The sequence below is a fragment of the Flavobacterium oncorhynchi genome (assembly GCF_002217355.1).
GTDB classification, from domain to species: domain Bacteria; phylum Bacteroidota; class Bacteroidia; order Flavobacteriales; family Flavobacteriaceae; genus Flavobacterium; species Flavobacterium oncorhynchi.
In genome coordinates, this window is sequence record NZ_MUHA01000025.1 from 123,641 (window position 1) to 147,693 (window position 24,053).

The 24,053-nt window shown below is 33.0% G+C and carries 25 protein-coding genes; 19 read left to right on the forward strand and 6 right to left on the reverse strand.

Annotated features, from left to right (window positions below; all coding sequences use genetic code 11):
• Window positions 1–56: 56 nt before the first annotated feature.
• From obgE to hpt, 4 genes are all read right to left on the reverse strand, one after another.
• The gene (gene obgE / locus B0A75_RS16390) at window positions 57–1,058 is read right to left on the reverse strand and encodes a GTPase ObgE (RefSeq protein ID WP_089055342.1); all 1,002 of its coding nucleotides are present in this window, start codon (window positions 1,056–1,058) and stop codon (window positions 57–59) included.
• A 60-nt stretch (window positions 1,059–1,118) separates the two neighbouring features.
• The gene (locus tag B0A75_RS16395) at window positions 1,119–2,393 is read right to left on the reverse strand and encodes a hemolysin family protein (RefSeq protein WP_089055343.1); all 1,275 of its coding nucleotides are present in this window, start codon (window positions 2,391–2,393) and stop codon (window positions 1,119–1,121) included.
• 220 nt (window positions 2,394–2,613) lie between these two features.
• A complete protein-coding gene (locus B0A75_RS16400) occupies window positions 2,614–3,186 on the reverse strand; it encodes an adenylate kinase (RefSeq protein WP_089055344.1) in 573 nt (190 codons plus the stop codon).
• A gap of 74 nt (window positions 3,187–3,260) precedes the next feature.
• Complete coding sequence (gene hpt, locus B0A75_RS16405; protein ID WP_089055345.1) at window positions 3,261–3,791, reverse strand: hypoxanthine phosphoribosyltransferase; 531 nt, start codon at window positions 3,789–3,791, stop codon at window positions 3,261–3,263.
• Window positions 3,792–3,888: 97 nt separating this feature from the next.
• On the opposite strand from hpt, the gene B0A75_RS16410 reads away from it, so the two are divergent.
• The 5 genes from B0A75_RS16410 to B0A75_RS16435 all read left to right on the forward strand — a co-directional run bounded on the left by B0A75_RS16410 (window position 3,889) and on the right by B0A75_RS16435 (window position 9,547).
• A complete protein-coding gene (locus B0A75_RS16410; protein WP_089055346.1) occupies window positions 3,889–4,440 on the forward strand; it encodes a hypothetical protein in 552 nt (183 codons plus the stop codon).
• Window positions 4,441–4,666: 226 nt separating this feature from the next.
• The gene (locus B0A75_RS16415) at window positions 4,667–5,824 is read left to right on the forward strand and encodes a 5-(carboxyamino)imidazole ribonucleotide synthase (protein ID WP_089055400.1); all 1,158 of its coding nucleotides are present in this window, start codon (window positions 4,667–4,669) and stop codon (window positions 5,822–5,824) included.
• Between the two features lie 362 nt (window positions 5,825–6,186).
• Window positions 6,187–6,672, forward strand: a complete 486-nt coding sequence (gene purE, locus B0A75_RS16425; protein ID WP_089055348.1) for a 5-(carboxyamino)imidazole ribonucleotide mutase — start codon at window positions 6,187–6,189, stop codon at window positions 6,670–6,672.
• Window positions 6,673–6,745: 73 nt separating this feature from the next.
• On the forward strand, window positions 6,746–8,773 hold the full coding sequence (locus B0A75_RS16430; RefSeq protein WP_089055349.1) for a M3 family metallopeptidase: 2,028 nt from the start codon (window positions 6,746–6,748) through the stop codon (window positions 8,771–8,773).
• A gap of 114 nt (window positions 8,774–8,887) precedes the next feature.
• A complete protein-coding gene (locus B0A75_RS16435; RefSeq protein WP_089055350.1) occupies window positions 8,888–9,547 on the forward strand; it encodes a SanA/YdcF family protein in 660 nt (219 codons plus the stop codon).
• A 170-nt stretch (window positions 9,548–9,717) separates the two neighbouring features.
• Here the strand turns inward: B0A75_RS16435 and B0A75_RS16440 are convergent, their stop codons facing one another.
• Complete coding sequence (locus B0A75_RS16440) at window positions 9,718–10,980, reverse strand: cation:proton antiporter (protein WP_089055351.1); 1,263 nt, start codon at window positions 10,978–10,980, stop codon at window positions 9,718–9,720.
• Between the two features lie 137 nt (window positions 10,981–11,117).
• On the opposite strand from B0A75_RS16440, the gene B0A75_RS16445 reads away from it, so the two are divergent.
• The 8 genes from B0A75_RS16445 to B0A75_RS16480 all read left to right on the forward strand — a co-directional run bounded on the left by B0A75_RS16445 (window position 11,118) and on the right by B0A75_RS16480 (window position 15,576).
• A complete protein-coding gene (locus B0A75_RS16445) occupies window positions 11,118–11,621 on the forward strand; it encodes a GbsR/MarR family transcriptional regulator (protein ID WP_089055352.1) in 504 nt (167 codons plus the stop codon).
• Window positions 11,622–11,676: 55 nt separating this feature from the next.
• Complete coding sequence (locus B0A75_RS16450) at window positions 11,677–12,009, forward strand: hypothetical protein (RefSeq protein WP_089055353.1); 333 nt, start codon at window positions 11,677–11,679, stop codon at window positions 12,007–12,009.
• Complete coding sequence (locus B0A75_RS16455) at window positions 12,009–12,746, forward strand: YqjF family protein (protein ID WP_089055354.1); 738 nt, start codon at window positions 12,009–12,011, stop codon at window positions 12,744–12,746. Before B0A75_RS16450 ends, B0A75_RS16455 begins: the two co-directional genes overlap by 1 nt.
• Window positions 12,747–12,781: 35 nt before the next feature.
• Entirely contained in the window at window positions 12,782–13,129 is a 348-nt protein-coding gene (locus B0A75_RS16460; protein WP_089055355.1) for a hypothetical protein, read from the forward strand.
• A gap of 18 nt (window positions 13,130–13,147) precedes the next feature.
• Complete coding sequence (locus tag B0A75_RS16465) at window positions 13,148–13,534, forward strand: hypothetical protein (protein WP_089055356.1); 387 nt, start codon at window positions 13,148–13,150, stop codon at window positions 13,532–13,534.
• 66 nt (window positions 13,535–13,600) lie between these two features.
• Window positions 13,601–14,509 (forward strand): TIGR01777 family oxidoreductase, encoded by a 909-nt coding sequence (locus B0A75_RS16470; RefSeq protein ID WP_089055401.1) that lies wholly within the window; start codon window positions 13,601–13,603, stop codon window positions 14,507–14,509.
• A 158-nt stretch (window positions 14,510–14,667) separates the two neighbouring features.
• The gene (locus tag B0A75_RS16475; protein WP_089055357.1) at window positions 14,668–15,123 is read left to right on the forward strand and encodes an SRPBCC family protein; all 456 of its coding nucleotides are present in this window, start codon (window positions 14,668–14,670) and stop codon (window positions 15,121–15,123) included.
• Between the two features lie 57 nt (window positions 15,124–15,180).
• Complete coding sequence (locus tag B0A75_RS16480) at window positions 15,181–15,576, forward strand: DUF1090 family protein (protein ID WP_089055358.1); 396 nt, start codon at window positions 15,181–15,183, stop codon at window positions 15,574–15,576.
• A 36-nt stretch (window positions 15,577–15,612) separates the two neighbouring features.
• Here B0A75_RS16480 and B0A75_RS16485 read toward each other — a convergent pair whose 3' ends face one another.
• A complete protein-coding gene (locus B0A75_RS16485) occupies window positions 15,613–16,425 on the reverse strand; it encodes a UbiA prenyltransferase family protein (protein WP_089055359.1) in 813 nt (270 codons plus the stop codon).
• Between the two features lie 195 nt (window positions 16,426–16,620).
• Between B0A75_RS16485 and gcvP the strand changes: the two genes are divergently transcribed.
• The 6 genes from gcvP (at window position 16,621) to B0A75_RS16515 (ending at window position 24,024) form a co-directional block, all read left to right on the forward strand.
• Entirely contained in the window at window positions 16,621–19,470 is a 2,850-nt protein-coding gene (gene gcvP, locus B0A75_RS16490) for an aminomethyl-transferring glycine dehydrogenase (protein WP_089055360.1), read from the forward strand.
• A 310-nt stretch (window positions 19,471–19,780) separates the two neighbouring features.
• A complete protein-coding gene (locus B0A75_RS16495) occupies window positions 19,781–20,839 on the forward strand; it encodes a 3-oxoacyl-ACP synthase III family protein (RefSeq protein WP_089055361.1) in 1,059 nt (352 codons plus the stop codon).
• Window positions 20,840–20,974: 135 nt separating this feature from the next.
• A complete protein-coding gene (locus B0A75_RS16500) occupies window positions 20,975–21,499 on the forward strand; it encodes a methyltransferase (protein WP_089055362.1) in 525 nt (174 codons plus the stop codon).
• An 88-nt stretch (window positions 21,500–21,587) separates the two neighbouring features.
• Window positions 21,588–22,436 carry a glycosyltransferase gene (locus B0A75_RS16505; protein WP_089055363.1) on the forward strand — a complete coding sequence of 283 codons (849 nt, stop codon included), beginning with the start codon at window positions 21,588–21,590 and terminating at the stop codon, window positions 22,434–22,436.
• Window positions 22,437–22,516: 80 nt separating this feature from the next.
• A complete protein-coding gene (locus B0A75_RS16510; RefSeq protein WP_055091648.1) occupies window positions 22,517–23,263 on the forward strand; it encodes an MlaE family ABC transporter permease in 747 nt (248 codons plus the stop codon).
• Window positions 23,263–24,024 carry an ABC transporter ATP-binding protein gene (locus B0A75_RS16515; protein ID WP_089055364.1) on the forward strand — a complete coding sequence of 254 codons (762 nt, stop codon included), beginning with the start codon at window positions 23,263–23,265 and terminating at the stop codon, window positions 24,022–24,024. The genes B0A75_RS16510 and B0A75_RS16515 overlap by 1 nt, the downstream gene beginning before the upstream one ends.
• The last annotated feature ends 29 nt before the right edge of the window (window positions 24,025–24,053 follow it).

The window sequence follows — 24,053 nt, forward strand, 5'->3', positions numbered from 1 at the left end:
AAACAAAAAGGCATTCTATTTCTAGAATGCCTTTTTTATTATTTTAAGAATATAAATTATTCATTAAGCATTTTCCAAAGTTTATCCTTCAAATCAGTTAAACCTTGTTGTGCAACAGATGAAATAAACATATAAGGAACGTCTTTAAAAGACACATCCAATTCTGCTTTCAATTCAGCCTTAAGTTCATCATCCAGCATATCACATTTTGAAATTACTAAAAGACGTTCTTTGTCTAACATTTCAGGATTGTATTTTGTTAATTCATTTACCAAAATATCGTATTCCGCTTTAATGTCTGGTGTATCAACTGGAACTAAAAACAGCAATGTCGAATTACGCTCAATGTGACGCAGGAAATAATGTCCAAGACCTTTACCTTCTGCTGCACCTTCAATAATTCCAGGAATATCTGCAATTACAAAAGATTGAAAATCTCTGTAAGCCACAATTCCCAAATTCGGTTTTAAAGTTGTAAAAGGGTAATCGGCAATTTTTGGTTTAGCCGAAGTCAAAACTGACAACAATGTTGATTTTCCAGCATTAGGAAAACCAACTAAACCAACATCAGCCAAAACTTTAAGTTCCAAAATAACATCCATCTCAACACCTGGTAAACCCGGTTGAGCATATCTTGGCGTTTGATTTGTAGAACTTCTAAAATGCCAGTTTCCTAAACCTCCTTTACCTCCTTTAGAAAGAATTCTTTTTTCTCCATGTTCAGTAACTTCAAAAAGAGTCTCTCCAGTTTCTTTGTCTTTTACAACAGTTCCTAACGGCACTTCGATAAATTTATCCTCACCATCTGCTCCGGTACTGCGATCTCCTCCACCGTCTCCACCATGTCCAGCTTTAATATGACGCGCAAACTTTAAATGAAAAAGTGTCCAAAGACCTTTATTTCCAACTAAATATACGTGTCCACCACGCCCTCCATCACCACCGTCAGGACCACCTTTTTCAATAAATTTCTCTCTATGTAAATGCGTAGATCCCTTTCCTCCCTTTCCGGAAGAAACATATATCTTAACGTAATCTACAAAATTTCCTTCTGTCATTTTTTGTTTATTTATGTGTAGTTTCCGTCCCGATGGCTATCGGGATTGAAACAAATTTTCCTACTCTTTAAGTGTTTTCACAAGCACTTTATCAATCTTTACTCCATCCATATCGATAACCTCTAAGACAAATTTCTGCCAAATCAGTTTCTCACCTTCTTTTGGAATATGAGAGAGTTCCGTCATAATCATCCCGCTTACCGTATTTACTTCGTAATCATTTGTCAACTCATCCAATTCAAAATAAGTTAAAAAATCATGCAATGAATAATGTCCGTCAACCAGCCATGAACCATCTTCTCTCTCTATAAGCTGAAACTCATCTTTATAAAACTCTGATGCATCACCAACTAAAGCTTCCAAAATATCATTTAAAGTAATCAATCCTTGAAAAACTCCGTATTCATCTGAAACTAAAGCGTAGTGAACTCCCGTCTTTTTAAAATTTTCTAATGCTTTGTAAGCAGTAGTTTGCTCCATTAAATATGGCGCATCTGTCATTATAGCTCGCAAATCGAAATTATCCTTTTCAATATTGGCAAAAATATTTTTTAAAGTAACAACTCCAGCAATATCATCATAATTCTCATTGTACACTGGATAAACAGCATGTAAATCCTGAACTACCAACTCTTTAACTTTGATTTTATCAGCATTCAAAGGCAGCATATCAACAGATTTTCGGTGTGTCATCAAAGAACTTACTTTTCTGTCTCCAATATGAAAAACACGCTCCACAATATCTTGTTCAATCTCCTGAACTTCTCCAACCTCAGTTCCTTCTTTTATAATTGCCTTAATTTCTTCTTCCGTAACTTTTCCGTCAGCTGTTGGTTTTATCTGTAAAACATTCAATAAAAAATCAGTAGACGTTGTTAAGAGCCAAATAAAAGGTGCCGTGATAATAGAAACTATTTTCATTGGCATTGCAACCATTTTTGCAATCGCCTCTGGATAATTTAATCCAATACGTTTTGGCAATAACTCACCCAAAACAAGAGAGAAAAAAGTTAAAACAACAACTACGATTCCAACTGCTATAGAATGTGCATAAGGTTTTAAAACTTCAAATCCGCTTACAAATACTTCTACATCCATTGTGATTTTATCACCGCTGTAAATACCCGTCAAAATTCCAATTAAGGTAATTCCGATTTGTACAGTTGATAAAAACTTATTTGGAGAATTAGCCAGATCCAGCGCAATTTTGGCACTATTGTTCCCTTTTTTCGCTGCCGTTTCCAGTCTGTTTTTTCTAGCCGAAATCAATGCAATTTCTGACATCGAGAAAACTCCGTTTAATAGTATTAGAAAAAATATTATTAGTATTTCCAATGTTTAGTAGATTCGTTACTTGTTTGGTTATTTAATTTTTATTGTAATCTTAGTATTCTTTTAGCTCGAAGCTAAAAAAACTAATTTTTCCCGCCAGAAAACAATCGACTCCCAAAGCGTCGGGAGAAGCTCGTTTTATGAAAAAGAAAAATAGTTTTTTTTAGTGTCCCAATCGCTGTCGGGATAAATCGTCAGCTAGTCCCGAAATTTCGGGAAGCTTCTACAAATTATCTATAACTGACGTTAAGCGCTCTGTAATTTCTTCAATAGTTCCAATACCATTTACGGCGTGAAATTTATTCTGTTCTTTATAATAACCAATCAATGGAGCCGTTTTTTCATTGTACTCCTGATATCTTACACGAATTTTCTCTTCGTCCTGATCATCTGCTCTTCCGCTTGTTTTTCCTCTTTCAAGTAAACGTGCTACCAAAATCTCGTCATCAGCCTCTAAAGCAATTGTCGCCGTTACGCTTGAACCAATAGTTGGCAAAAATTTATCTAAAGCCTCAGCTTGATCAATTGTTCTTGGGTAACCGTCGAACAAAAATCCTGCTGTATTAGGATGTTTGTTTACTTCATCTATTAACATTGCAGTAGTAACTTCGCAAGGAACCAATTCTCCATTGTCCATAAATACTCTTGCTTTTTTACCTAGGTCTGTATCATTTTTTAAATTAAAACGAAAAATATCTCCAGTCGAAAGATGTGTTAAATTGTATTTTTCTTTTAAAAATTCTGCCTGAGTTCCTTTTCCTGCTCCCGGCTTTCCAAATAAAACAATGTTAATCATAATACGTGTGAGTTGTGTGACTTCTTAATTTTCGAAGAAGTTTAAAATGAATATATAGTTGTGTGTCTTTAAAATTATTCTGCTAATTTGTAAACTTCGCCAAGATTTCGTCCTAAACCATCATAGTCCAATCCGTAACCTACAATAAATTTATTCGGGATTCTGATTCCGATGTAATCAATTTTTATATCTTTTTTATAAGCTTCTGGCTTAAAGAACAATGTTGCCACTTTAAAGTGTTTTACATTTTGTGCTTTAAACAAATGTTTTAATTCTTCCAGAGTATTTCCTGTATCGATAATATCCTCAATAACAACAACACTTCTGCCAGTCAAATCCTGATTGATTCCGATTAATTCTTTAACCGAATTTGTTGTTTCAGTTCCCTCATAAGAGGCCATTTTAATGAACGAAACCTCGCAAGGTTTTTTATATTTTTTCAAAAAATCGGCTACGACCATAAAAGCGCCATTCAAAACTCCAATAAAAATTGGAGTATCATCTCCAAAATCATCTTCTACCTGTGCAGCTAATTTAGTCAAAGCAAAATCAATTTCTTTAGCCGAAATAAACGGAACAAATTGTTTATCGTGAAGTTGTATCATTATTTTTAAATTTAAAATAATGGACAAAGATACAGATTTCGAATTTGAGAACCGAAAATTGAGCCTAAATTTGTATTTTTAAATCAAATTCAAAAAAATGCTTTCCGAACTGCAAGAAAAACTGGATTATGTTACGGCTCATAGAGAAAATCGCTTAAAGTGCGCTCAGTTCATTCTTGAAAGCCCACAATTTTTTAACGAATTAGTTTCTATTTGTTTTACGCCCGAAGACAAAAACAATCACAAAGCCTGTTGGATCCTCGAATTTGTATCTTATGAAGAGTTACTTTGGCTGCAGCCTCATCTTGATTTTTTCTGTTCAAATTTAAAAGTACTTAAAGATGAAAGTTCCATTCGGCCAATTGCAAAAGTGACACAGCTTTTGGTAAAATCACATTATAAAAAAGATGAAAACAGCATTCTTATGTCCGAAGAAAATCTTCAGGATTGTATCGAGGCGAGTTTCGACTGGCTTATAAATGATGTAAAAGTGGCTGCAAAAGCATATTCAATTCGAACTTTATATGTTTTGGGAAATCATTACGATTGGATTCATCCCGAACTTCAAATTATTTTAAACAAAGATTACGGAGATCATTCCGCAGCTTACAAAGCCGTCGCTCGAGAAGTTTTGAAAAAAATTGAATAATATTTTTTAGCCACAGATTAAAAGGATTAAAAGGATTTTTTTGTCAGCCACGAATTACACAAATTTTCACAAATTATTTTTTTTAATTCAACTTTAAAATTAGTGTGAATTAGTGTAATTCGAGGCAAAAAGACAGAAACGGCAAATCCTTTTAATCTGCGGCGAAAAAAACTAAATTTTGGCTAAAAAAAGATTAAAAGGTATCTTTGCAAAAACACAACACAAAATGAATTATTTTTCTTCTGATTTTAAATTAGGAATCTTAGGCGGAGGACAATTAGGCAAAATGCTTTTGTTTGACACCAGAAAATTTGACATACAAACTTACGTTCTTGATCCAAGCGACGAAGCGCCGAGTAAAATTGCCTGCAACAAATTCTTTCAAGGCGATTTAATGGATTATGAAACCGTTTACAACTTCGGAAAACAAGTCGACGTTCTTACTTTTGAAATCGAATTAGTAAATCTTGAAGCATTGACACAATTAGAGAATGAAGGTTTAAAAATATATCCTTCTCCAAAAACTCTAAAAGGAATTCAGAATAAAGGCGTTCAAAAAGAATTTTACGCTAAAAATAATATCCCAACTGCACCTTTCGGAAGATTTGAAAATCTAGACAAATTAAAATCTGCTGTCACATCGAGCGGAGTCGAGATGCCTTTCGTATGGAAATGTACTGAATTTGGTTATGACGGAAATGGCGTAAAAGTTATTCGTCAAGTTTCTGATTTAGATAATCTTCCAAATGTCGAATGTATTGCAGAAACTATGGTTCCGTTTAAAAATGAATTAGCGGTAATCGTGGTAAGAAATCCATCAGGAGAAATAAAAATATATCCGGTTGTAGAAATGGAATTTCATCCAGAAGCAAACCAAGTTGAATACGTAATCTGCCCAGCAAGAATTGATGATAAAGTAGCCGAAAAAGCAAGAGCAATTGCGTTGAATGTGTCTAAAAACTTCAACCACGTTGGACTTTTGGCTGTTGAGATGTTCCAGACTCAAGACGATGAGATTTTAGTAAACGAAGTCGCTCCTCGCCCGCATAATTCTGGACATTATTCAATCGAAGCAAGTTACACTTCACAATTCGAAAATCATTTACGTGCTATTTTAGATCTTCCGTTAGGAAACACAGACAGTAAAGTGGCCGGAATTATGGTAAATTTAGTTGGTGCCGAAGGTCATTCTGGAAATGTAGTATATCAAAACATCGAAACCATTTTAGGATGGGATGGTGTTACGCCGCACATTTACGGAAAAAAACAAACTCGCCCGTTCAGAAAAATGGGTCACGTTACTATTGTAAATGAAAATATGCAGGAAGCAAGAAGAATTGCAGAGGAAGTTAAGAACACTATTAAAGTGATCAGTGGTCAATAATTTTTAGTGGTCAGTTTTTAGTTGCAATTGCAGTTGACAAACTTGAAGCAAAAATAAACGAATTTATCAGTTTTAATGGATCTTGTAGAAATAGTAATAAATCTTTTGAATTTAGACGACAAATCAAATTTGTTTAAAATTCATTTTGAAAAATTTACAGATAAATATGAATACACGGGAGAAAGAATCAAAAGTTTTATTCTATTTATAATTCTTGTTCTATCTTTCTTAGCATTAATAATTTTCGTTTTATTTCTGATTTATACAATTCTGCTTAAATTAAGATCATAAACCAACAAAATAAAAATAGTTTTCAGTTTCCAACAACTTGAAACTTTAAACCTGAAACAAAACAAAAAAACATGAGCAAAGTAGCTATTATAATGGGAAGCATCTCAGACATGCCAGTTATGCAGGATGCAATCGATATATTAAAACAATTTAATGTAGAAGTTGAAGTAGATATCGTTTCGGCGCACAGAACGCCGGAAAAATTGTTCGATTTCAGTAAAAATGCACATACTCGCGGAATTTCGGTAATTATTGCCGGTGCTGGCGGTGCGGCACATTTACCTGGAATGGTGGCTTCAATGTCTCCGCTTCCTGTAATTGGAGTTCCTGTAAAATCAAGTAATTCTATCGATGGATGGGATTCAGTATTATCAATTCTGCAAATGCCAGGTGGCGTTCCTGTAGCAACTGTAGCGCTAAACGGAGCAAAAAATGCGGGAATCTTAGCAGCACAAATCATCGGAAGCCACGATAAAAAAGTCCTTGAAACTATTATTTCTTATAAAGAAGAATTAAAAGCTGCGGTTAATAAAGCTGCGGAAGGTCTTAATAAATAAATTTAGTGATCAGTGGTCAGTTTTTTAGTNNACTAAAAAACTGACCACTGACTACTTTTAAAAAACTCTACTTATGAGCGTCTTAACCCAATATTTCAATACCAAACATAATACCGCACCTTTTTCGCAAATTAAAATCGAAGATTATGTTCCTGCTTTCAATGAAGGAATTGCTTTGGCTAAAGCCGAAATTGATACAATCGTAAATAATCCAGATGCGCCGACTTTTGAAAATACTGTTGTTGCTATGGACTTTTCGGGCGATATTTTAGATCGTCTTTCTAGTATTTTCTTCAACTTAAATTCAGCTGAAACGAATGACGAAATGCAGAAAATCGCTCAGGAAGTTTCGCCTTTATTATCTGAATTTGGAAATGACATTACGCTAAACGCTGCTTTATTTGCTAAAATAAAAGCTGTTTACGATCAAAAAGAAAGTTTGAATCTAAACCCAGAGCAAACAACTCTTTTAGACAAAAAATATAAAAGTTTCTCCAGAAACGGAGCCAATTTGCCTGAAGACAAAAAAGACCAATTGAGAGAAATCGACAAAGAATTATCGAAATTGAGTTTACAGTTTGGCGAAAATGTTTTGGCAGAAACAAATGCTTTTGAATTACATTTAACAGACGAAAAAGATTTATCTGGTTTACCCGAAGGAACAATTGAAGCAGCAAGATTATTAGCCAAAAATCAAGAAAAAGAAGGTTGGATTTTCACATTAGATCATCCAAGTTACGTTCCATTTTTGACTTATGCTGACAATCGTGAATTACGTAAAAAAATGGCGATTGCTTTTGGAGCAAAAGCATTTCAAAATAACGAATTCGACAATCAGGAAAATGTTTTAAAGATTGCGAAACTTCGTTTTGAAAGAGCTAATTTGTTAGGTTATAAAACGCACGCACATTTTGTTTTGGAAGAAAGAATGGCAGAAAGTCCGGAGAAAGTTTTCTCTTTCCTGAATGATTTATTGGCAAAAGCAAAACCAGCAGCTCAAAAAGAATTTGCAGAATTAACTGCTTTCGCTAAAGAATTGGACGGAATCGAACAACTTGAAAAATGGGACGGTGCGTATTATTCTGAAAAATTAAAACAACAGCTTTTTAATTTAGACGATGAAAAACTGAAACCTTATTTTCAATTAGAAAAAGTATTAGACGGCGCTTTTACAATTGCCAAAAAACTATACGGTTTAACTTTCACCGAAGTTTTTGACATAGACAAATACCACGAAGAAGTTACAACTTATGAAGTAAAAGATGCAGAAAACAATTTGGTTTCGATTTTCTATGCTGATTTCTTCCCTAGAAAAGGAAAAAGAAATGGTGCGTGGATGACTTCATTTAAATCTCAATATGTAAAAGACGGCGTAAACGAAAGGCCACATATTTCGAATGTTTGTAATTTTACAAAACCAACAGAAACAAAACCTTCGTTATTAACTTTTAATGAAGTAACCACTTTATTCCACGAATTCGGTCACGGTTTACACGGAATGCTGGCTGATACGGTTTACCCAAGTTTGTCTGGAACTTCTGTTTACTGGGATTTCGTAGAATTACCAAGTCAGATTATGGAAAACTGGTGTTACGAGCCAGAAGCTTTGGCTTTGTTTGCTAACCATTATGAAACTGGAGAAATCATTCCGATTGAATATGTGCAGAAAATTAAAGAAAGTGCAAGTTTCCAAGAAGGTTTGGCAACATTGCGTCAATTAAGTTTTGGATTATTAGATATGGCTTGGCACGGACAAGATCCAACTAATATTACTGACTTAAAAGCTTTCGAAACGGAACAATTTGCAAATGCACAATTGTATCCTGATGTAAAAGAAAATGCGATGAGTACTGCTTTTTCTCATATTTTTCAAGGCGGATATTCTTCTGGATATTACAGCTACAAGTGGGCAGAAGTTTTAGATGCTGATGCTTTTGAATATTTCCACGAAAATGGAATCTTTAACGAAGAAATTGCAAAGAAATTTAAAGACAATGTTCTTTCAAAAGGAGGAACAGAACATCCGATGATTTTATACAAACGCTTTAGAGGACAAGAACCAAAACCTGAAGCTTTATTGAAGAGAGCAGGATTGTTATAAAACTTCTTAGACTTTTAGATATTTTGAAACCGAAGTAGAAATACTTCGGTTTTTTATTTGGTTTTACTTTAAGTATCTTCGTATTTTTAAATCTTAATCTTACAAATACAAGCCGTGAAAAAATATTTTAAAATAGCACTTTATCTTGCAGTTATTGGACTAATAGCAATTATCTCTGTAAATTATTACGTAAAATCTTCAACCAAAAAAAATATTTATTATTCGATTAAAAGGTTTCCTAAAAATGATGTTGGAATTATTTTTGGCGCAGGAATTAATGGAGATCAGCCAAGCAAATATTTAAAAGATCGTTTAGACGCAGGAATTATGCTTTGGAAAGCCAAGCGTATTAATAAAATTTTACTTTCTGGAGACAATGGCCGTGACGAATATGACGAACTAACGGTAATGAAAAACTACTGTTTTAATCACGGAGTTGACACAACAAAAATATTTATTGATTATGCCGGTTTCGATACGTATTCGACAATGTATCGCGCCAAACACATTTTTAAAATCAAAAAAGCTACTTTAATTTCTCAGGAATATCATTTGAATCGTGCCATTTATATTGGTCAAAAACTAGGAATTAAATCTGTTGGATATTCTGCGAATAAAGGAGAATATTTAGGGTATAAATATGTTTGCTTTAGAGAATATGGTTCAATTTTCAAATCCTTTTTTGATGTTTTCAGAAATAGAGAACCTCGTTTTTTAGGCGGAGAAATTAATATTAACGGAGAATCTAATTATTCGAAAGAAGATAAGCGATAAGGAACGAATAACATATCGCTCCGCTGGAGCTTCTTTGATATTTGGAAACCATATTTTCTATAAATATTCTGCTCCGCTGGAGCAATCTAAAAAATGGGCTGAATCATTTCTGAAACAGCCCATTTTTTTTTAAATAATTTAAAAGTAGAAATCTTTATTCTATATCCTCTCTACTCTTTCTCCAAAACTCTCTTTGCTAATTTTCCAACAGTCAGTCCTTGAACTACAATTGAAAATAATACCACAATGTAAGTTACTTCTAAAAGCAGGTTTTTATATTCGCCTTCAGGCATAGAAAGTACCAGCGCGATTGAAACTCCTCCACGAATTCCTCCCCAAACCAAAACCATCAGAGAACCTTTGTTGTAAGCCGACTTAATTCCGAAGAACTTAAATATATCAAAGAATTTCCAAGGCAGAACTATCGCTGTTAATCTTGAAAAAAGCACTATAAAAATAGCCACAAAACCAGTCAGTAATTGTTTGTTTAAATCTGGCAGCAATAGCAATTCAAACCCAATAAATAAAAACAAAATAGCATTCAGGATTTCATCAATAAGCTCCCAAAACTTCTCCAAATAATCTTTGGTTTCTTTGCTCATTGCGACTTTTTTACCGTAATTACCAATAATTAATCCTGCAACTACCATTGCCAAAGGACTTGAAACGTGTAAACTTTGCGCAATCAAAAAACCTCCCATTACGATAGAAAGTGTAATCAAAACCGAAACTTTATAATCATCAATCCTCTTCATAACCTTAGACGCAGTAAATCCGAAAACTGCTCCTAATAAAAGCCCGCCTATTCCTTCTTTAATAAATAACCATGAAATTGAGCCAAAAGTAGCATCAAATGCAGGATCTGTTGCCATTTTTAAAACAACAGCAAACATTACCACCGCAACACCATCATTAAACAATGATTCTCCAACAATCTTAGTCTCTATCCTTTTAGGAACTTTAGCTTCTTTTAAGACTCCTAAAACTACAATTGGATCTGTAGGAGAGATTAAGGTTCCAAAAACTAAACAAAATATATACGGAATATTTATTCCTAAAAATGGCGCTATGTAATAAAGCAGCGTAGAAATAATTAATGCAGACAATACTACACTTACGGTAGAATAAATCATAATAGGAACTTTTTGTTCTTTCAGATCTGACATGTTTACGTGAAGTGCACCCGCAAACAACAGAAAATTCAACATCGCTCCCATTAGGATTTCGTTGAAATCAAATTCCTTTATTAACTCAAAAAAATGCTTTGTCGTAGCAGGAAAATAAGAATCTCCTAAAAGGCGAATGCCTACCGAAACTAACATGGCAATAATCATGATTCCGATAGTTCCCGGAAGTTTTAAAAATCTTAAATTTAAATAGGCGAAGAAAGAAGCTAGTACAATAAGTACTGAAAAAGTGTAGTATAATTCCATAAATATGATTTTTACAAAAATATCCTTCTCATTATTTAATCGAAAATTTCGGAGCTTGAATTAACATAACTTTATAATTCGTTAAATAACTTTCAATTATTTTTGAAAGTTTAAAAACTTTTACTTACATTTGATCTATGGAATTCAAAGAAGCAAAAAATAAGTTTGTACAAACCTGGGGAGCATTAGGTTCTCAATGGGGAATTAATAAAACGATGGCACAAATCCACGCTTTATTAATGGTTTCGAACGAACCTGTTTCTATGGAAGACATTATGGAAGAATTGCAAATTTCCCGAGGTAATGCCAGCATGAACCTTAGAGGTTTAATGGATTGGGGAATTGTTTATAAAGAATACAAAGCCGGCGAAAGAAAAGAATTTTTCACTGCAGAAAAAGATTTAGACGAATTAGCAGTAAAAATTTCCAGAGAAAGAAGTAAAAGAGAAATTAAGCCAACGCTGAAAATCTTAAAAGAAGTTTCGACAATCGAAGCTAAAGATTCAGCTGAAGAAAAACACTTTGTAGATCAGACTACCAAATTGTACGATTTCGTTTTAAAAGCAGACAATATGTTAGACAAAATGACTGAATTTAATGATAACTGGTTGGGTAAATTGGTTATGAAAATGATGAAGTAAAAAAATTTAATCATAACTTTCATTTTTTTCTGAAAGTTTAAAAAAATCAATAAGTATGAAAACAATAAACTACATCAATTCTTTTCTTCTTGGAATACCTATAATCCTTTTTCTATTGGCTTTCTTAAAAATTATAGATTTAACAGTGTTCGGTTTATTGTCCATTATACTTTTGGGATTATTTCAAGTTATTATTAGTGGTTATTTATTATTTCACGAACCTCAAAACAAATATCTTCAATTGTACATCGTAGGAGTCGTTTTCTATTTTGTTATGATTTACATCGATCCCTTTTCATCTGATGATTTCAAAACTTATTTCGGAATCGGAATACCAATTATACTGGCATTTTATCTTTCAATATTAATCTATAAAAAAGCAAACTAATGAACTTCTTAAAAGCAGAATGGAAAAACTTAGCTCTTTTCAATTATGAGGTTGATGCTCAAATACTAGAAAAATATCTTCCAGCAGGAACTGAGATTGATATTTGGAACGACAAATGTTATGTAAGCTTAGTGGGTTTTATGTTTAAAAACACGAAAGTTCTAGGTTTTAAAATTCCCTTTCATATCAATTTCGAAGAAGTGAATTTGAGATTCTATGTAAAACGATTTGAAAATGGCGAATGGAAACGTGGTGTAGTTTTTATTAAAGAAATTGTTCCTAAAAAAGCGATCACTTTTATTGCCAATACGTTGTATCAGGAACATTACGAAACTCAAAAAATGAGACATAAAATTATTGAAGATGAAAACACCAATACTTTTATTTATCAATGGAAAAACGCCAAAAAATGGAATACAATTCAAATAGAAACTAAAAAGAATCCAATAGAAATTGAAATTGATTCTGAAGCGGAATTCATTACAGAACATTACTTCGGTTACACAAAAATCAATACTAAAACCACTTTTGAATATGAGGTTCAACATCCAAGATGGGAACAATTTGAAGTTTTAGATCATAACATTGAAATTGATTTTGAAAAAACTTACGGAAGTAATTTTGGATTTCTTCAAAACAAAAAACCATCATCAGTTTTCTTAGCTAAAGGATCAAAAATCACTGTTATGAATAAACGAAAACTAGAATCAGTAGATGTTTTAGAAAAAATGACATAATAGTTTCTCGACTAATAATTTATAAATCGGCAATTATGAACTTTAATATTATAGGATATTTTATTTATCTCAGCATTACGATTTTCATTATTCTAAAAGTGGGGAAAATCTGTTACAAAAACGGAAATGTTTTTGTTTTAGAGCTAATTCCAAACCATGCAGACATTTGTCAAAAAATCAATCAGATTTTACTTTTAGGATACTACCTTTTAAATATTGGTTATTGTGCCATGACATTAATTTCCTGGATTAAAATTACATCATCAACTCAATTAATAGAAATTATTGGCATAAAAACAGCCGTTATCATATTTATCATATCTGCTTTACATTATCTCAACATTATAATTCTAACGAAGTACATTCATAAATTAATCAAATAACAACTAAATTCAAATATCATGGAAACTACAAAAATCTTAATCGGTTACGGAATTTATTTACCAGTTGCTTTATTTCTTACCTATTATGTTTCTAAAACTCTTTTTAAAAACGGAAAAATCTTTATGCTGGATATATTTAAAGGTCGTGAAGATATTGCGCAGGCAACCAACAAGCTTTTTGAAACTGGTTTTTATCTTTTAAATATTGGTTTCGCATTAATGATTTTAAAATTGCAATTGTACAGCAACAGTTATCAAGAATTAATTGAAAATTTAAGTTATAAAATCGGTGGATTTTCTATTTACCTTGGCATCATGTTATTCTTCAATTTATATTTCTTTTTTAGAGGAAAAAGAAAAGCAAAAGAAGCACAACGAGAAGAAAGATTGGTTTTTAAAGCTTAAAATAGTTTGCCACGAATCACACGAATTTNNAAATTCGTGTGATTCGTGGCTATAAAAAAAACTCAAATGAAAAAACTCATAATTGCAGCTGGAACAGGTTTTCTTGGACAAGTTTTAGTCAATCATTTCAAAAATAAATTTGAAGAAATTGTAATTCTAACTCGAGGAAAATCTCAGACACTTGACGGAATAAAATATGTAAACTGGAATGGCAGAACTTTTTCAGGTTGGGAAAGCGAATTAGAAAATACAGCCGTTTTAATTAATCTTGCTGGAAAATCGGTTGATTGCCGCTATACAAAAGAAAACAAAAAAGAGATTCTATTATCTAGAATTGAAAGCACTAAAATACTTAATGAAGCAGTTTTAAATTGTAAAAATCCGCCGAAACATTGGCTTAATTCATCAACGGCAACTATTTATCGTTTTTCCCTTGACAAACAAATGGATGAAGTTGACGGTGAAATTGGAAATGATTTTTCTATAAATGTGGCGCTTTCTTGGGAAAAAGCCTTCTTTAAAACTGAAACGCCAAAAACGATGAAAACAGCTTTGAGAACTTCAATTGTTTTAGGGAAAAAAGGCGGTGCATTTATTCCGCTAAAAAATTTGGCAAAAACTGGTTTTGGAGGAAAACAAGGAAAAGGAAATCAATTTGTAAGCTGGATTCACGAAGACGATTTTGCCAATGCAATTGATTTTATTATTGAAAAAGAAATTTCTGGAATTATAAATATCGTTTCTCCAGAGCCAATACAAAATGCTCTTTTTATGCAAAAATTGAGAAAGGCAGTTGGTTTTTCTCTTGGAATTCCATTGAATAAATTCTTTCTTGAAATTGGAGCATTTTTTATTCGAACAGAACCCGAGTTAATTTTGAAAAGTAGAAACGTAATTCCGAAACGTCTTTTAGAAAATGGATTTCGATTTAAGTTTGGAGATATTGATAATGCGTTTCAAGATTTACTAAGCTAACAACTTTGACAAAACACAATCCTCATGATATTGTCATTTCGACGAAGGAGAAATCTTCACAAGTAACTCCGTTCCAATAAGCTAATCTTTGTCGAGCTTCTTACGAAGATTTCTCCTTCGTCGAAATGACAAGATTGTGTAAAAAACATTCCCAAATAATGACAACAATAAACCTAACAACTAAAATAAAAGCGCCAAAACAAATCGTTTTTGATGCTTCACGAAATATTGATATTCATCAGCAATCAGCAAGTGCATCAAAAGAAAAAGCAATTGCCGGCCTAACATCAGGATTAATAAACCTAAATGAAACGGTAACTTGGCGAGGCAGACATTTTGGTTTTTATCTTACACACAAAAGCCGAATTACGGCAATGAATCTCCACGATTATTTTGTAGATGAAATGGAAGAAGGTAATTTCAAGTTTTTTAAACACGAACATTTTTTTGAGGAAGAAAACGGCATTACAATCATGAAAGATAAATTACAGTATGAAACGCCGTTTGGAATTCTAGGAAACCTATTCGATGTTTTACTTCTCAAAAAGCATCTTACTAATTTTCTTTTGGAACGAAATAAAGTTTTAAAAGAAGTTTCAGAAAAATCTATTTAAAATAAATTTCCTACTTTTAAATAAAATAAATCTTAAAGAGAACTAAAAAATTAAAATATGAAATTAAAAATTATACTATCAACCCTCCTATTTACTTTTTCTTTTATAGGATTTGCGCAAAGCAATTGTAAAGATTTAAAAGGATGTGAAAGAAAATTATGTGAATTAAACATAAAATTAGCTGCAGCTAAAAAAGCTGGAAATCAAAATCAAATCAAAGGCGTTCAAGATGCAATCTCTCAAACCAAGAAAAATTGCACCACCAAAACAGTCAATAATGATCTTGACAAAAAAGTAAAGGAAAAACAGCAAAAAGTTAATGAAAGAACTGCTGATTTAAATGAAGCCATAAAAGACAAAGAAAGCAAAGAAAAGATCGATAAAAAAAGGAAAAAACTAGATGAAGCAAAAGCCGAATTAAACAAGGCTTTAGCGGAACAAAAAACAAAATAAATTCAATCTAAACCGATGCTGCTGCTTCGGTTTTTTTTATAAAAAAATCACCATCAGCCACCAGAAAATCGGCACGCTTTCGACCCAAAAAGAGGTATAATATTTCGAACGATTTGGATTAGCAAAAACAATAAACAACATCAAAGTAATCACCATTACCAAGCTAATGAAAAGATCATGAACATTAAATGTTGAAATAAGAAACTCCAAAGAACAAAATGGCACTAAAAGAAGTAACCCTAAATATTTTGTCCATTTCACTCCAATAGTCTGCGGTACAGTTTGAAGATGCGGATCGTCATTTGTCAGATCAATTATTTCGAAAACCAAAATCAAAACAAAAACTAAAATAAAACGCTGTATGCATTTTATAAAGAAATCTGTTGTAAACGCAATTCCGGCATTAATTAGCGGTAAAACCAAAGTCGCGCCAACCCAGCAAAGTGCCACAATATAAATTTTTACTCCTGCCCAATTTCGAGCGTTTTTTCTATTTGGAAAAAAAGGCAAAGTATAAAGCGCGGTTATCGCAAAAATTCCTACCGAAACAATTTGTGTAATTCGCTGTAAATGGAAAAAATAATAGCCTACTAAAACTACCGAAACGAGACTCAAAAAAGCAATAATCTTTAATTGATTTCCAATCGGATTTTTCTTTACTCGAACCAGCGCATCATATTTTACGAAATTATATCCTACAATTGTTCCAAAAAAAACAAAAAGCGCCATCGGCTCATCATATTGAATATGAAACACATGAAACGTTATTCGTACAAGTGCATAACATGACAAAGCCACATGAATACTGCTATTCAGGTAAAAATCTAAGAAGCGTTTTGATACTATCATACCTCAAATCTAATATTTTATTAACAAACCAAGTCTTTGATTAGAAATTTGATAAAAAATGAAGTTAAAAATACCTATTAAATTATTAATAATACTTAATTTTGCGCGACAAAAAAACAACACATTTACTTTTAAATGTGATTCGTACAGCAAAATGGTGCACGAACACATCAATTAAAAACATTAGATAGCTACATGAAAACAGATGCTTTTGCTTTAAGACACATTGGTCCAAGAGAAACCGATCTTCAGCATATGCTGAAAACAATTGGAGTTGACTCAATTGAGCAACTTGTTTACGAAACCCTTCCGGATGATATTCGTTTAAAAGCACCTTTGAATTTAGATCCTGCAATGACAGAATATGAATTTGCAAATCATATTCAGGAATTAGGAAAGAAAAATAAAGTATTCAAATCGTATATCGGTTTGGGTTATCACCCAACTATTGTTCCGGCACCGATTCAGAGAAATATTTTCGAGAATCCGGGATGGTATACTGCCTATACACCTTATCAGGCAGAAATTGCACAAGGTCGTCTTGAAGCAATTTTAAATTTCCAAACTACTGTAATCGAATTAACAGGAATGGAAATTGCAAACGCTTCTTTACTTGATGAAGGAACTGCAGCTGCTGAAGCTATGGCTTTATTATTTGACGTTCGTACTCGTGATCAAAAGAAAAACAATACAAATAAATTCTTCGTTTCTGAAGAAATTTTACCACAAACTTTATCTGTACTTCAAACTCGTTCAACTCCAATTGGAATTGAATTAGTTGTTGGAAACCACGAAACATTTGATTTTTCAAATGAGTTTTTCGGAGCTATTTTACAATACCCTGGAAAATATGGTCAGGTAAACGATTACAGCGCTTTTGTTGCTAAAGCAAAAGAAAATGAAATTAAAGTTGCCTTTGCTGCTGATATTTTATCACTTGCTGCTTTAACTTCTCCAGGAGAAATGGGAGCTGCAGTAGTTGTTGGAACTACACAACGTTTTGGTGTACCAATGGGTTATGGTGGACCTCACGCTGCATTTTTTGCAACTAAAGACGAATACAAACGTTCTATGCCGGGTCGTATCATTGGAGTTTCTGTTGATACAAACGGAAATCGTGCTTTACGTATGGCTTTAGGAACTCGCGAGCAGCACATTAAACGTGAAAAAGCAACTTCTAACATTTGTACGGCTCAGGTTTTACTAGCGGTTATGGCTGGAATGTATGCCGTTTATCACGGGCCAAAAGGATTACAATATATTGCAAACAAAGTTCACGCATCGGCAGTTACTGCTGCTGAAGCTTTAAATAAATTAGGAGTTTACCAAACTAACACCGCTTACTTTGACACCATTTTGGTAAAAGCAGACGCTCAAAAAGTAAAAGCTATTGCTGAGAAAAACGAAGTAAACTTCTTCTATCCTGATGCCGATACAATTTCTATCTCGTTCAACGAAACGACGTCAATTGCGGACATCAACCAAATTATTGCAATTTTTGCTGAAGCTTTAGGAAAACAAACTGTTACGATTTCTGAATTAACAGAAGCTAGTCAATTACCTGCTTCATTAGAAAGAACATCTTCTTTCTTAACGCACGATGTTTTTAACAATCATCATTCAGAAAGTCAGTTAATGCGTTACATCAAAAAATTAGAGCGTAAAGATTTATCATTGAATCACTCAATGATTTCATTAGGTTCTTGTACGATGAAATTAAACGCAGCTTCAGAAATGCTGCCTTTATCAATGCCAAACTGGAACAGCATTCACCCGTTTGCACCAGTTGAACAAGCGGAAGGTTACATCACAATGCTTAAAAAATTAGAGCAGCAATTAAATGTAATTACTGGATTTGCTGGAACAACATTGCAACCAAACTCTGGAGCGCAAGGAGAATACGCTGGTTTAATGGCGATTCGTGCTTACCATTTATCAAGAAACGAAGGTCACCGTAATGTATGTTTGATTCCTTCATCTGCTCACGGAACCAATCCTGCTTCTGCAGCGATGGCTGGAATGAAAATCATTGTTACGAAAACAACTCCAGAAGGAAATATCGACGTAGAAGATTTAAGAGAAAAAGCTATTGAACACAAAGATGATTTATCTTGTTTAATGGTAACGTATCCTTCTACTCACGGAGTTTACGAATCTTCAATTATTGAAATCACAAAATTAATTCACGAAAATGGCGGATTAGTTTATATGGACGGTGCAAATATGAACGCGCAAGTTGGATTAACAAATCCTGCTACAATTGGTGCTGACGTTTGTCACTTAAATTTACACAAAACATTCGCTATTCCTCACGGCGGCGGCGGACCTGGAGTTGGACCAATTTGTGTAAATGAAAAACTGGTTCCATTTTTACCAACAAACCCAATCTTAAAAGTAGGCGGTGAACAAGCGATTACAGCTATTTCATCTGCACCTTACGGATCAGCTTTAGTATGTTTAATCTCTTACGGTTACATTACAATGATGGGCGCTGACGGATTAAAAAGTGCTACAGAACATGCGATCTTGAATGCTAACTACATGAAAGCACGTTTCGAAGGCCACTACCCAATTCTTTATACTGGAGAATGCGGAAGAGCGGCTCACGAAATGATTTTAGATTGTCGTTCGTTTAAAGAAAACGGAATCGAAGTTGGTGATATCGCAAAACGTTTAATGGATTACGGTTTCCACGCTCCTACGGTTTCTTTCCCAGTAGCTGGAACTTTAATGATTGAACCAACTGAATCTGAAGATTTAGCTGAATTAGATCGTTTTTGTGATGCTCTTATTTCAATCAGAAAAGAAATTGAAGCATCAACGGCTGATGACAAAAACAATGTATTGAAAAATGCACCGCACACATTGGCAATGTTAACTACAGACAATTGGGATTTTCCATATACTAGAGAAAAAGCAGCTTACCCATTAGAGTATATTGCTGATAATAAATTCTGGCCATCAGTTCGTCGTGTAGATGACGCTTACGGTGATAGAAATTTAGTTTGCAGCTGTGCTCCTATCGAAGCTTACATGGAAAACTAATCATAGATTATTTCATAAAACAAACCCGATAACATTACAGTTATCGGGTTTTATTTTTTTTATAACATTCTTAAAAAGTTTATTGCTTTTTATAACACTTTAAAATATTGAGATAAAATAAAAATAGATTCCAAAAGTGATCTCAAACGTTTGAGATCTCTATAAAATTAAAAAATCATTAAAAAATAATCAATATATCACTCAAAAAACAATTATTCCACAATTATATGCATGCATAGTATTTTTTATGATAGTTATCATGATTTTATTTATACTTTAGCAATAAATTTATCGGATAATTAAAGGAAAAATGAAAATAAAAATAATTGGCATCGGGAGTTATATTCCTAATTTAGAAGTAAAAAACACGGACTTTGACAAGCATATTTTTTTAAATGAAGATGGAACTCCTTTTGGTTACCCGAATGAAGTCGTTATTAAAAAATTTAAAGGTATTACCGGAATCGAAAATCGCCGTTATGCCGAAAAAAATCATACAGCTTCAGACCTAGCCTTTTTCGCTGCTGAAAAAGCAATTGCAAATGCAGGAATCGATGCCGAAACTCTAGATTATATCATTTTCGCCCATAATTTTGGTGATGTAAAATCAGGCACTTCACAATCTGATATTTTACCAAGTTTAGCAACACGTGTTAAGCATAAATTAGGCATTAAAAACCCTAAATGTGTTGCTTACGATATTCTTTTTGGGTGTCCTGGCTGGATTGAAGGAGTACTTCAAGCGAATGCTTTTATCAAATCTGGAATGGCAAAAAGAGTTTTAGTAATTGGTGCCGAAACGCTTTCAAGAGTTGTCGATGATCATGATCGTGATTCGATGATTTATTCTGATGGAGCTGGTGCTTCAATCTTAGAAGCTTCAACAGACGAAGCTGGACTTTTATCTTACGAAAGCGCCACTTTTGCTAATGACGAAGCTAATTTCCTTTACTTCGGAAAATCATACAATCCTGATTTAGATCCAGATATTAAGTACATTAAAATGTACGGCCGTAAAATTTACGAATTTGCTTTAAGCAACGTTCCTTGTGCAATGAAAAGCTGTTTAGACAAAAGCGGCATTTCAATTGATGAAGTAAAGAAAATCCTGATTCATCAGGCAAATGAAAAAATGGACGAGGCAATTATCGAACGTTTTTATAAACTATACGACAAAACTGCTCCTAAAGACATTATGCCTATGAGTATTCATGATTTAGGAAACAGCAGTGTTGCAACGGTTCCTACTTTATACGATTTAATTCTACAAGGTAAAATCGAAAATCATACTATTAATAAAGGCGATGTTGTAATTTTTGCTTCAGTTGGTGCAGGAATGAACGTTAATGCTTTTGTATACAGATATTAGTATTCCGTTTACACTCGCAGTAATTAGTTTTTAGACTCAAAACTGTAACTGAACACTGCAAAACTAAAAAAGTCCGCACTATAAGATGCGGACTTTTTTAGTATATTTGCGCCTTTGTTGTTTAAAACATATATAATGTACGAAAAAACATTTCCGAATAAAAGATTCAAACTTACCTTAGAGTTTTTACAAAAACACGTTAACACATCAGAAACCATTTTTGATTTTGGTGTGCCAAATCCCTTTTCTAAAATAATGGAAGAGAATGGTTATACTGTAAAAAATACAAAAGGAGAAGATTTAGACAACGATCAGACGGCGCTACAAACTGAAGAATACACTGTTTTTACCGCTTTTGAAATTTTCGAACATTTACTAAATCCATACACAATTCTAGAAAATGTAAAATGCGACAAATTGTTAATTTCAATTCCGCTGCGTTTATGGTTTTCTCCAGCATATCGTTCTAAAACTGATATGTGGGACAGACATTATCATGAATTTGAAGATTGGCAGCTAGACTGGCTTTTAGAAAAAACGGGGTGGAAAATAACAGATCGTCTGCAATTTACACATCCGGTAAAAAAGTTTGGATTTAGACCATTATTAAGATATTTCACTCCAAGATATTATATTGTTGCAGCGGAAAAAATTAAATAAATTCCAAAACTAAAATTCCAAATTCCAATTGAACCTGCTTTGATTGGAATTTGAAATTTAATGATTTGGCATTTAAAATTGAAAATTTATGAAATACTACATCGTCATTCCCGCGCACAACGAGCAAGACTTAATTGGCTTAACTTTACAGTCTTTGGTTTCTCAAACCGTTCTGCCTTCAAAAGTTGTGGTTGTAAACGACAATTCTACAGATAAAACAGAAGAAGTTGTATTGAGTTTTGCAAAGGAAAACCCGTATATTTCTGTTGTAAATAAAACTTCAGATGCAATTCATTTGCCGGGAAGTAAAGTAATTCAGGCGTTTCAAAAGGGTTTTGAAACTTTGGATTCTAATTATGATATTATTGTAAAAATAGACGGCGATTTAATCTTCCCTCCCAATTATTTTGAAACTGTAATCAAACATTTCGAATCTGACCCTAAAATAGGAATGGCGGGCGGATTTTGCTATATCGATAAAAATGGCGAATGGGTTTTAGAAAACTTAACCGATAAAGATCATATTCGCGGTGCACTAAAAGCCTATCGCAAGGAAACTTATCAGCAAATTGGAGGTTTAAAACCTGCAATGGGCTGGGACACGGTTGACGAATTATTGTGTAAATATTACGATTGGAAAATTGTTACCGACGAATCTTTACATGTAAAACACTTAAAACCAACTGGCGCAAACTACAACAAAACTGCTCGTTATAAACAAGGAGAAGCTTTTTATACTTTAGGTTATGGTTTTTGGATCACAGCAATCGCATCAGCAAAATTGGCTATGATGAAGAAAAAGCCATTTCTTTTTTTAGATTATATCAGAGGATTTTGGAAAGCCAAAAGTGCAAAAACTCCTTTATTAGTTACCCCTGAACAAGCTAAATTTATTAGAAATTATCGTTTTCAAAAAATGAAACAGAAGCTTTTTTAATCTTAAAAAAAATTAAAAACTGCAAACTGAAACGGTAAACTGTAAACTAATCCTTAATTTAGCCAATATTTGTAAAACTTATGATGCTAATTCGTTATATATCTCAAATAGGAAGATATTTTTTAATGCTGAAAGAAATTTTTAATAAACAGACCAAATGGCCTGTTATGAAAAAATTAATTTTCAAAGAAATCGATGATTTAATAATAGACTCTCTAGGTATCGTTTGCTTTATCTCATTTTTTATCGGTGGAGTTGTTGCCATTCAAACGGCATTAAACTTAACTAATCCTTTAATTCCAAAATATTTAATTGGTTTTGCAACTCGTCAATCTGTGATTTTGGAGTTTGCACCAACTTTTATCTCGGTAATTATGGCTGGAAAAATGGGATCTTACATTACTTCAAGTATTGGAACAATGCGCGTTACAGAACAAATTGATGCATTAGAAGTTATGGGAGTTAATTCATTAAACTATCTCGTTTTCCCAAAAATAGTAGCTTTATTAATGTACCCTTTCGTAATTGGAATTAGTATGTTTTTAGGGATTTTTGGCGGATGGCTTGCTTGTGCATATGGCGGTTTTTCAACAAGTCAAGACTTTATTCAAGGAGCTCAAATGGAATTTATTCCGTTTCATATTACATATGCTTTTATTAAAACTTTAATTTTTGCAATGCTATTGGCTACAATTCCATCTTTTCATGGATATTATATGAAAGGCGGCGCATTAGAAGTTGGTAAAGCAAGTACAGTATCATTTGTTTGGACATCTGTTTGTATTATTCTTTTTAATTATATATTAACTCAATTATTATTAGGATAATGATCGAAGTAAAAAACATAGAAAAATCATTTGGTGACAGTAAAGTTTTAAAAGGCGTTTCGACGGTTTTTGAAACTGGAAAGACAAACTTGATTATCGGACAAAGTGGTTCTGGAAAAACTGTTTTATTAAAAACTCTACTAGGAATTCACACACCAGATTCGGGCGCAATTGAATTTGACGGACGTGTTTATTCTGAATTAAATCCAGATGAAAAAAGAGAACTAAGAACTGAAATAGGAATGGTTTTTCAAGGAAGCGCCTTATTTGACTCGATGACTGTTGAGGAAAACGTTGCTTTCCCGCTAAAAATGTTCACTAACAATAACAAAGCGCAAATCCAAGAACGTGTTGATTTTGTTTTAGAAAGAGTAAACTTAGTCGATGCTCATAAAAAATTGCCTTCTGAGATTTCTGGAGGAATGCAGAAACGTGTAGCTATTGCACGCGCTATTGTAAACAATCCGAAATATTTATTTTGTGATGAACCCAATTCAGGTTTAGATCCAAATACCTCAACATTGATTGATAATTTGATTAAGGAAATTACAGAGGAGTATAATATTACGACTGTAATTAATACACACGACATGAACTCGGTAATGGAAATTGGCGAGAATATTGTTTTCTTAAAAAAAGGATTAAAAGCGTGGCAGGGAACTAAAGAAGAGATTTTTAGAACAGACAATAAAGATATTGTCAAATTTGTTTACTCTTCTAATCTGTTTAAAAAAGTAAGAGAAGCTTATTTGAAAGGCTAAAAAAGCTTTACAATATCAATAAATCCCAA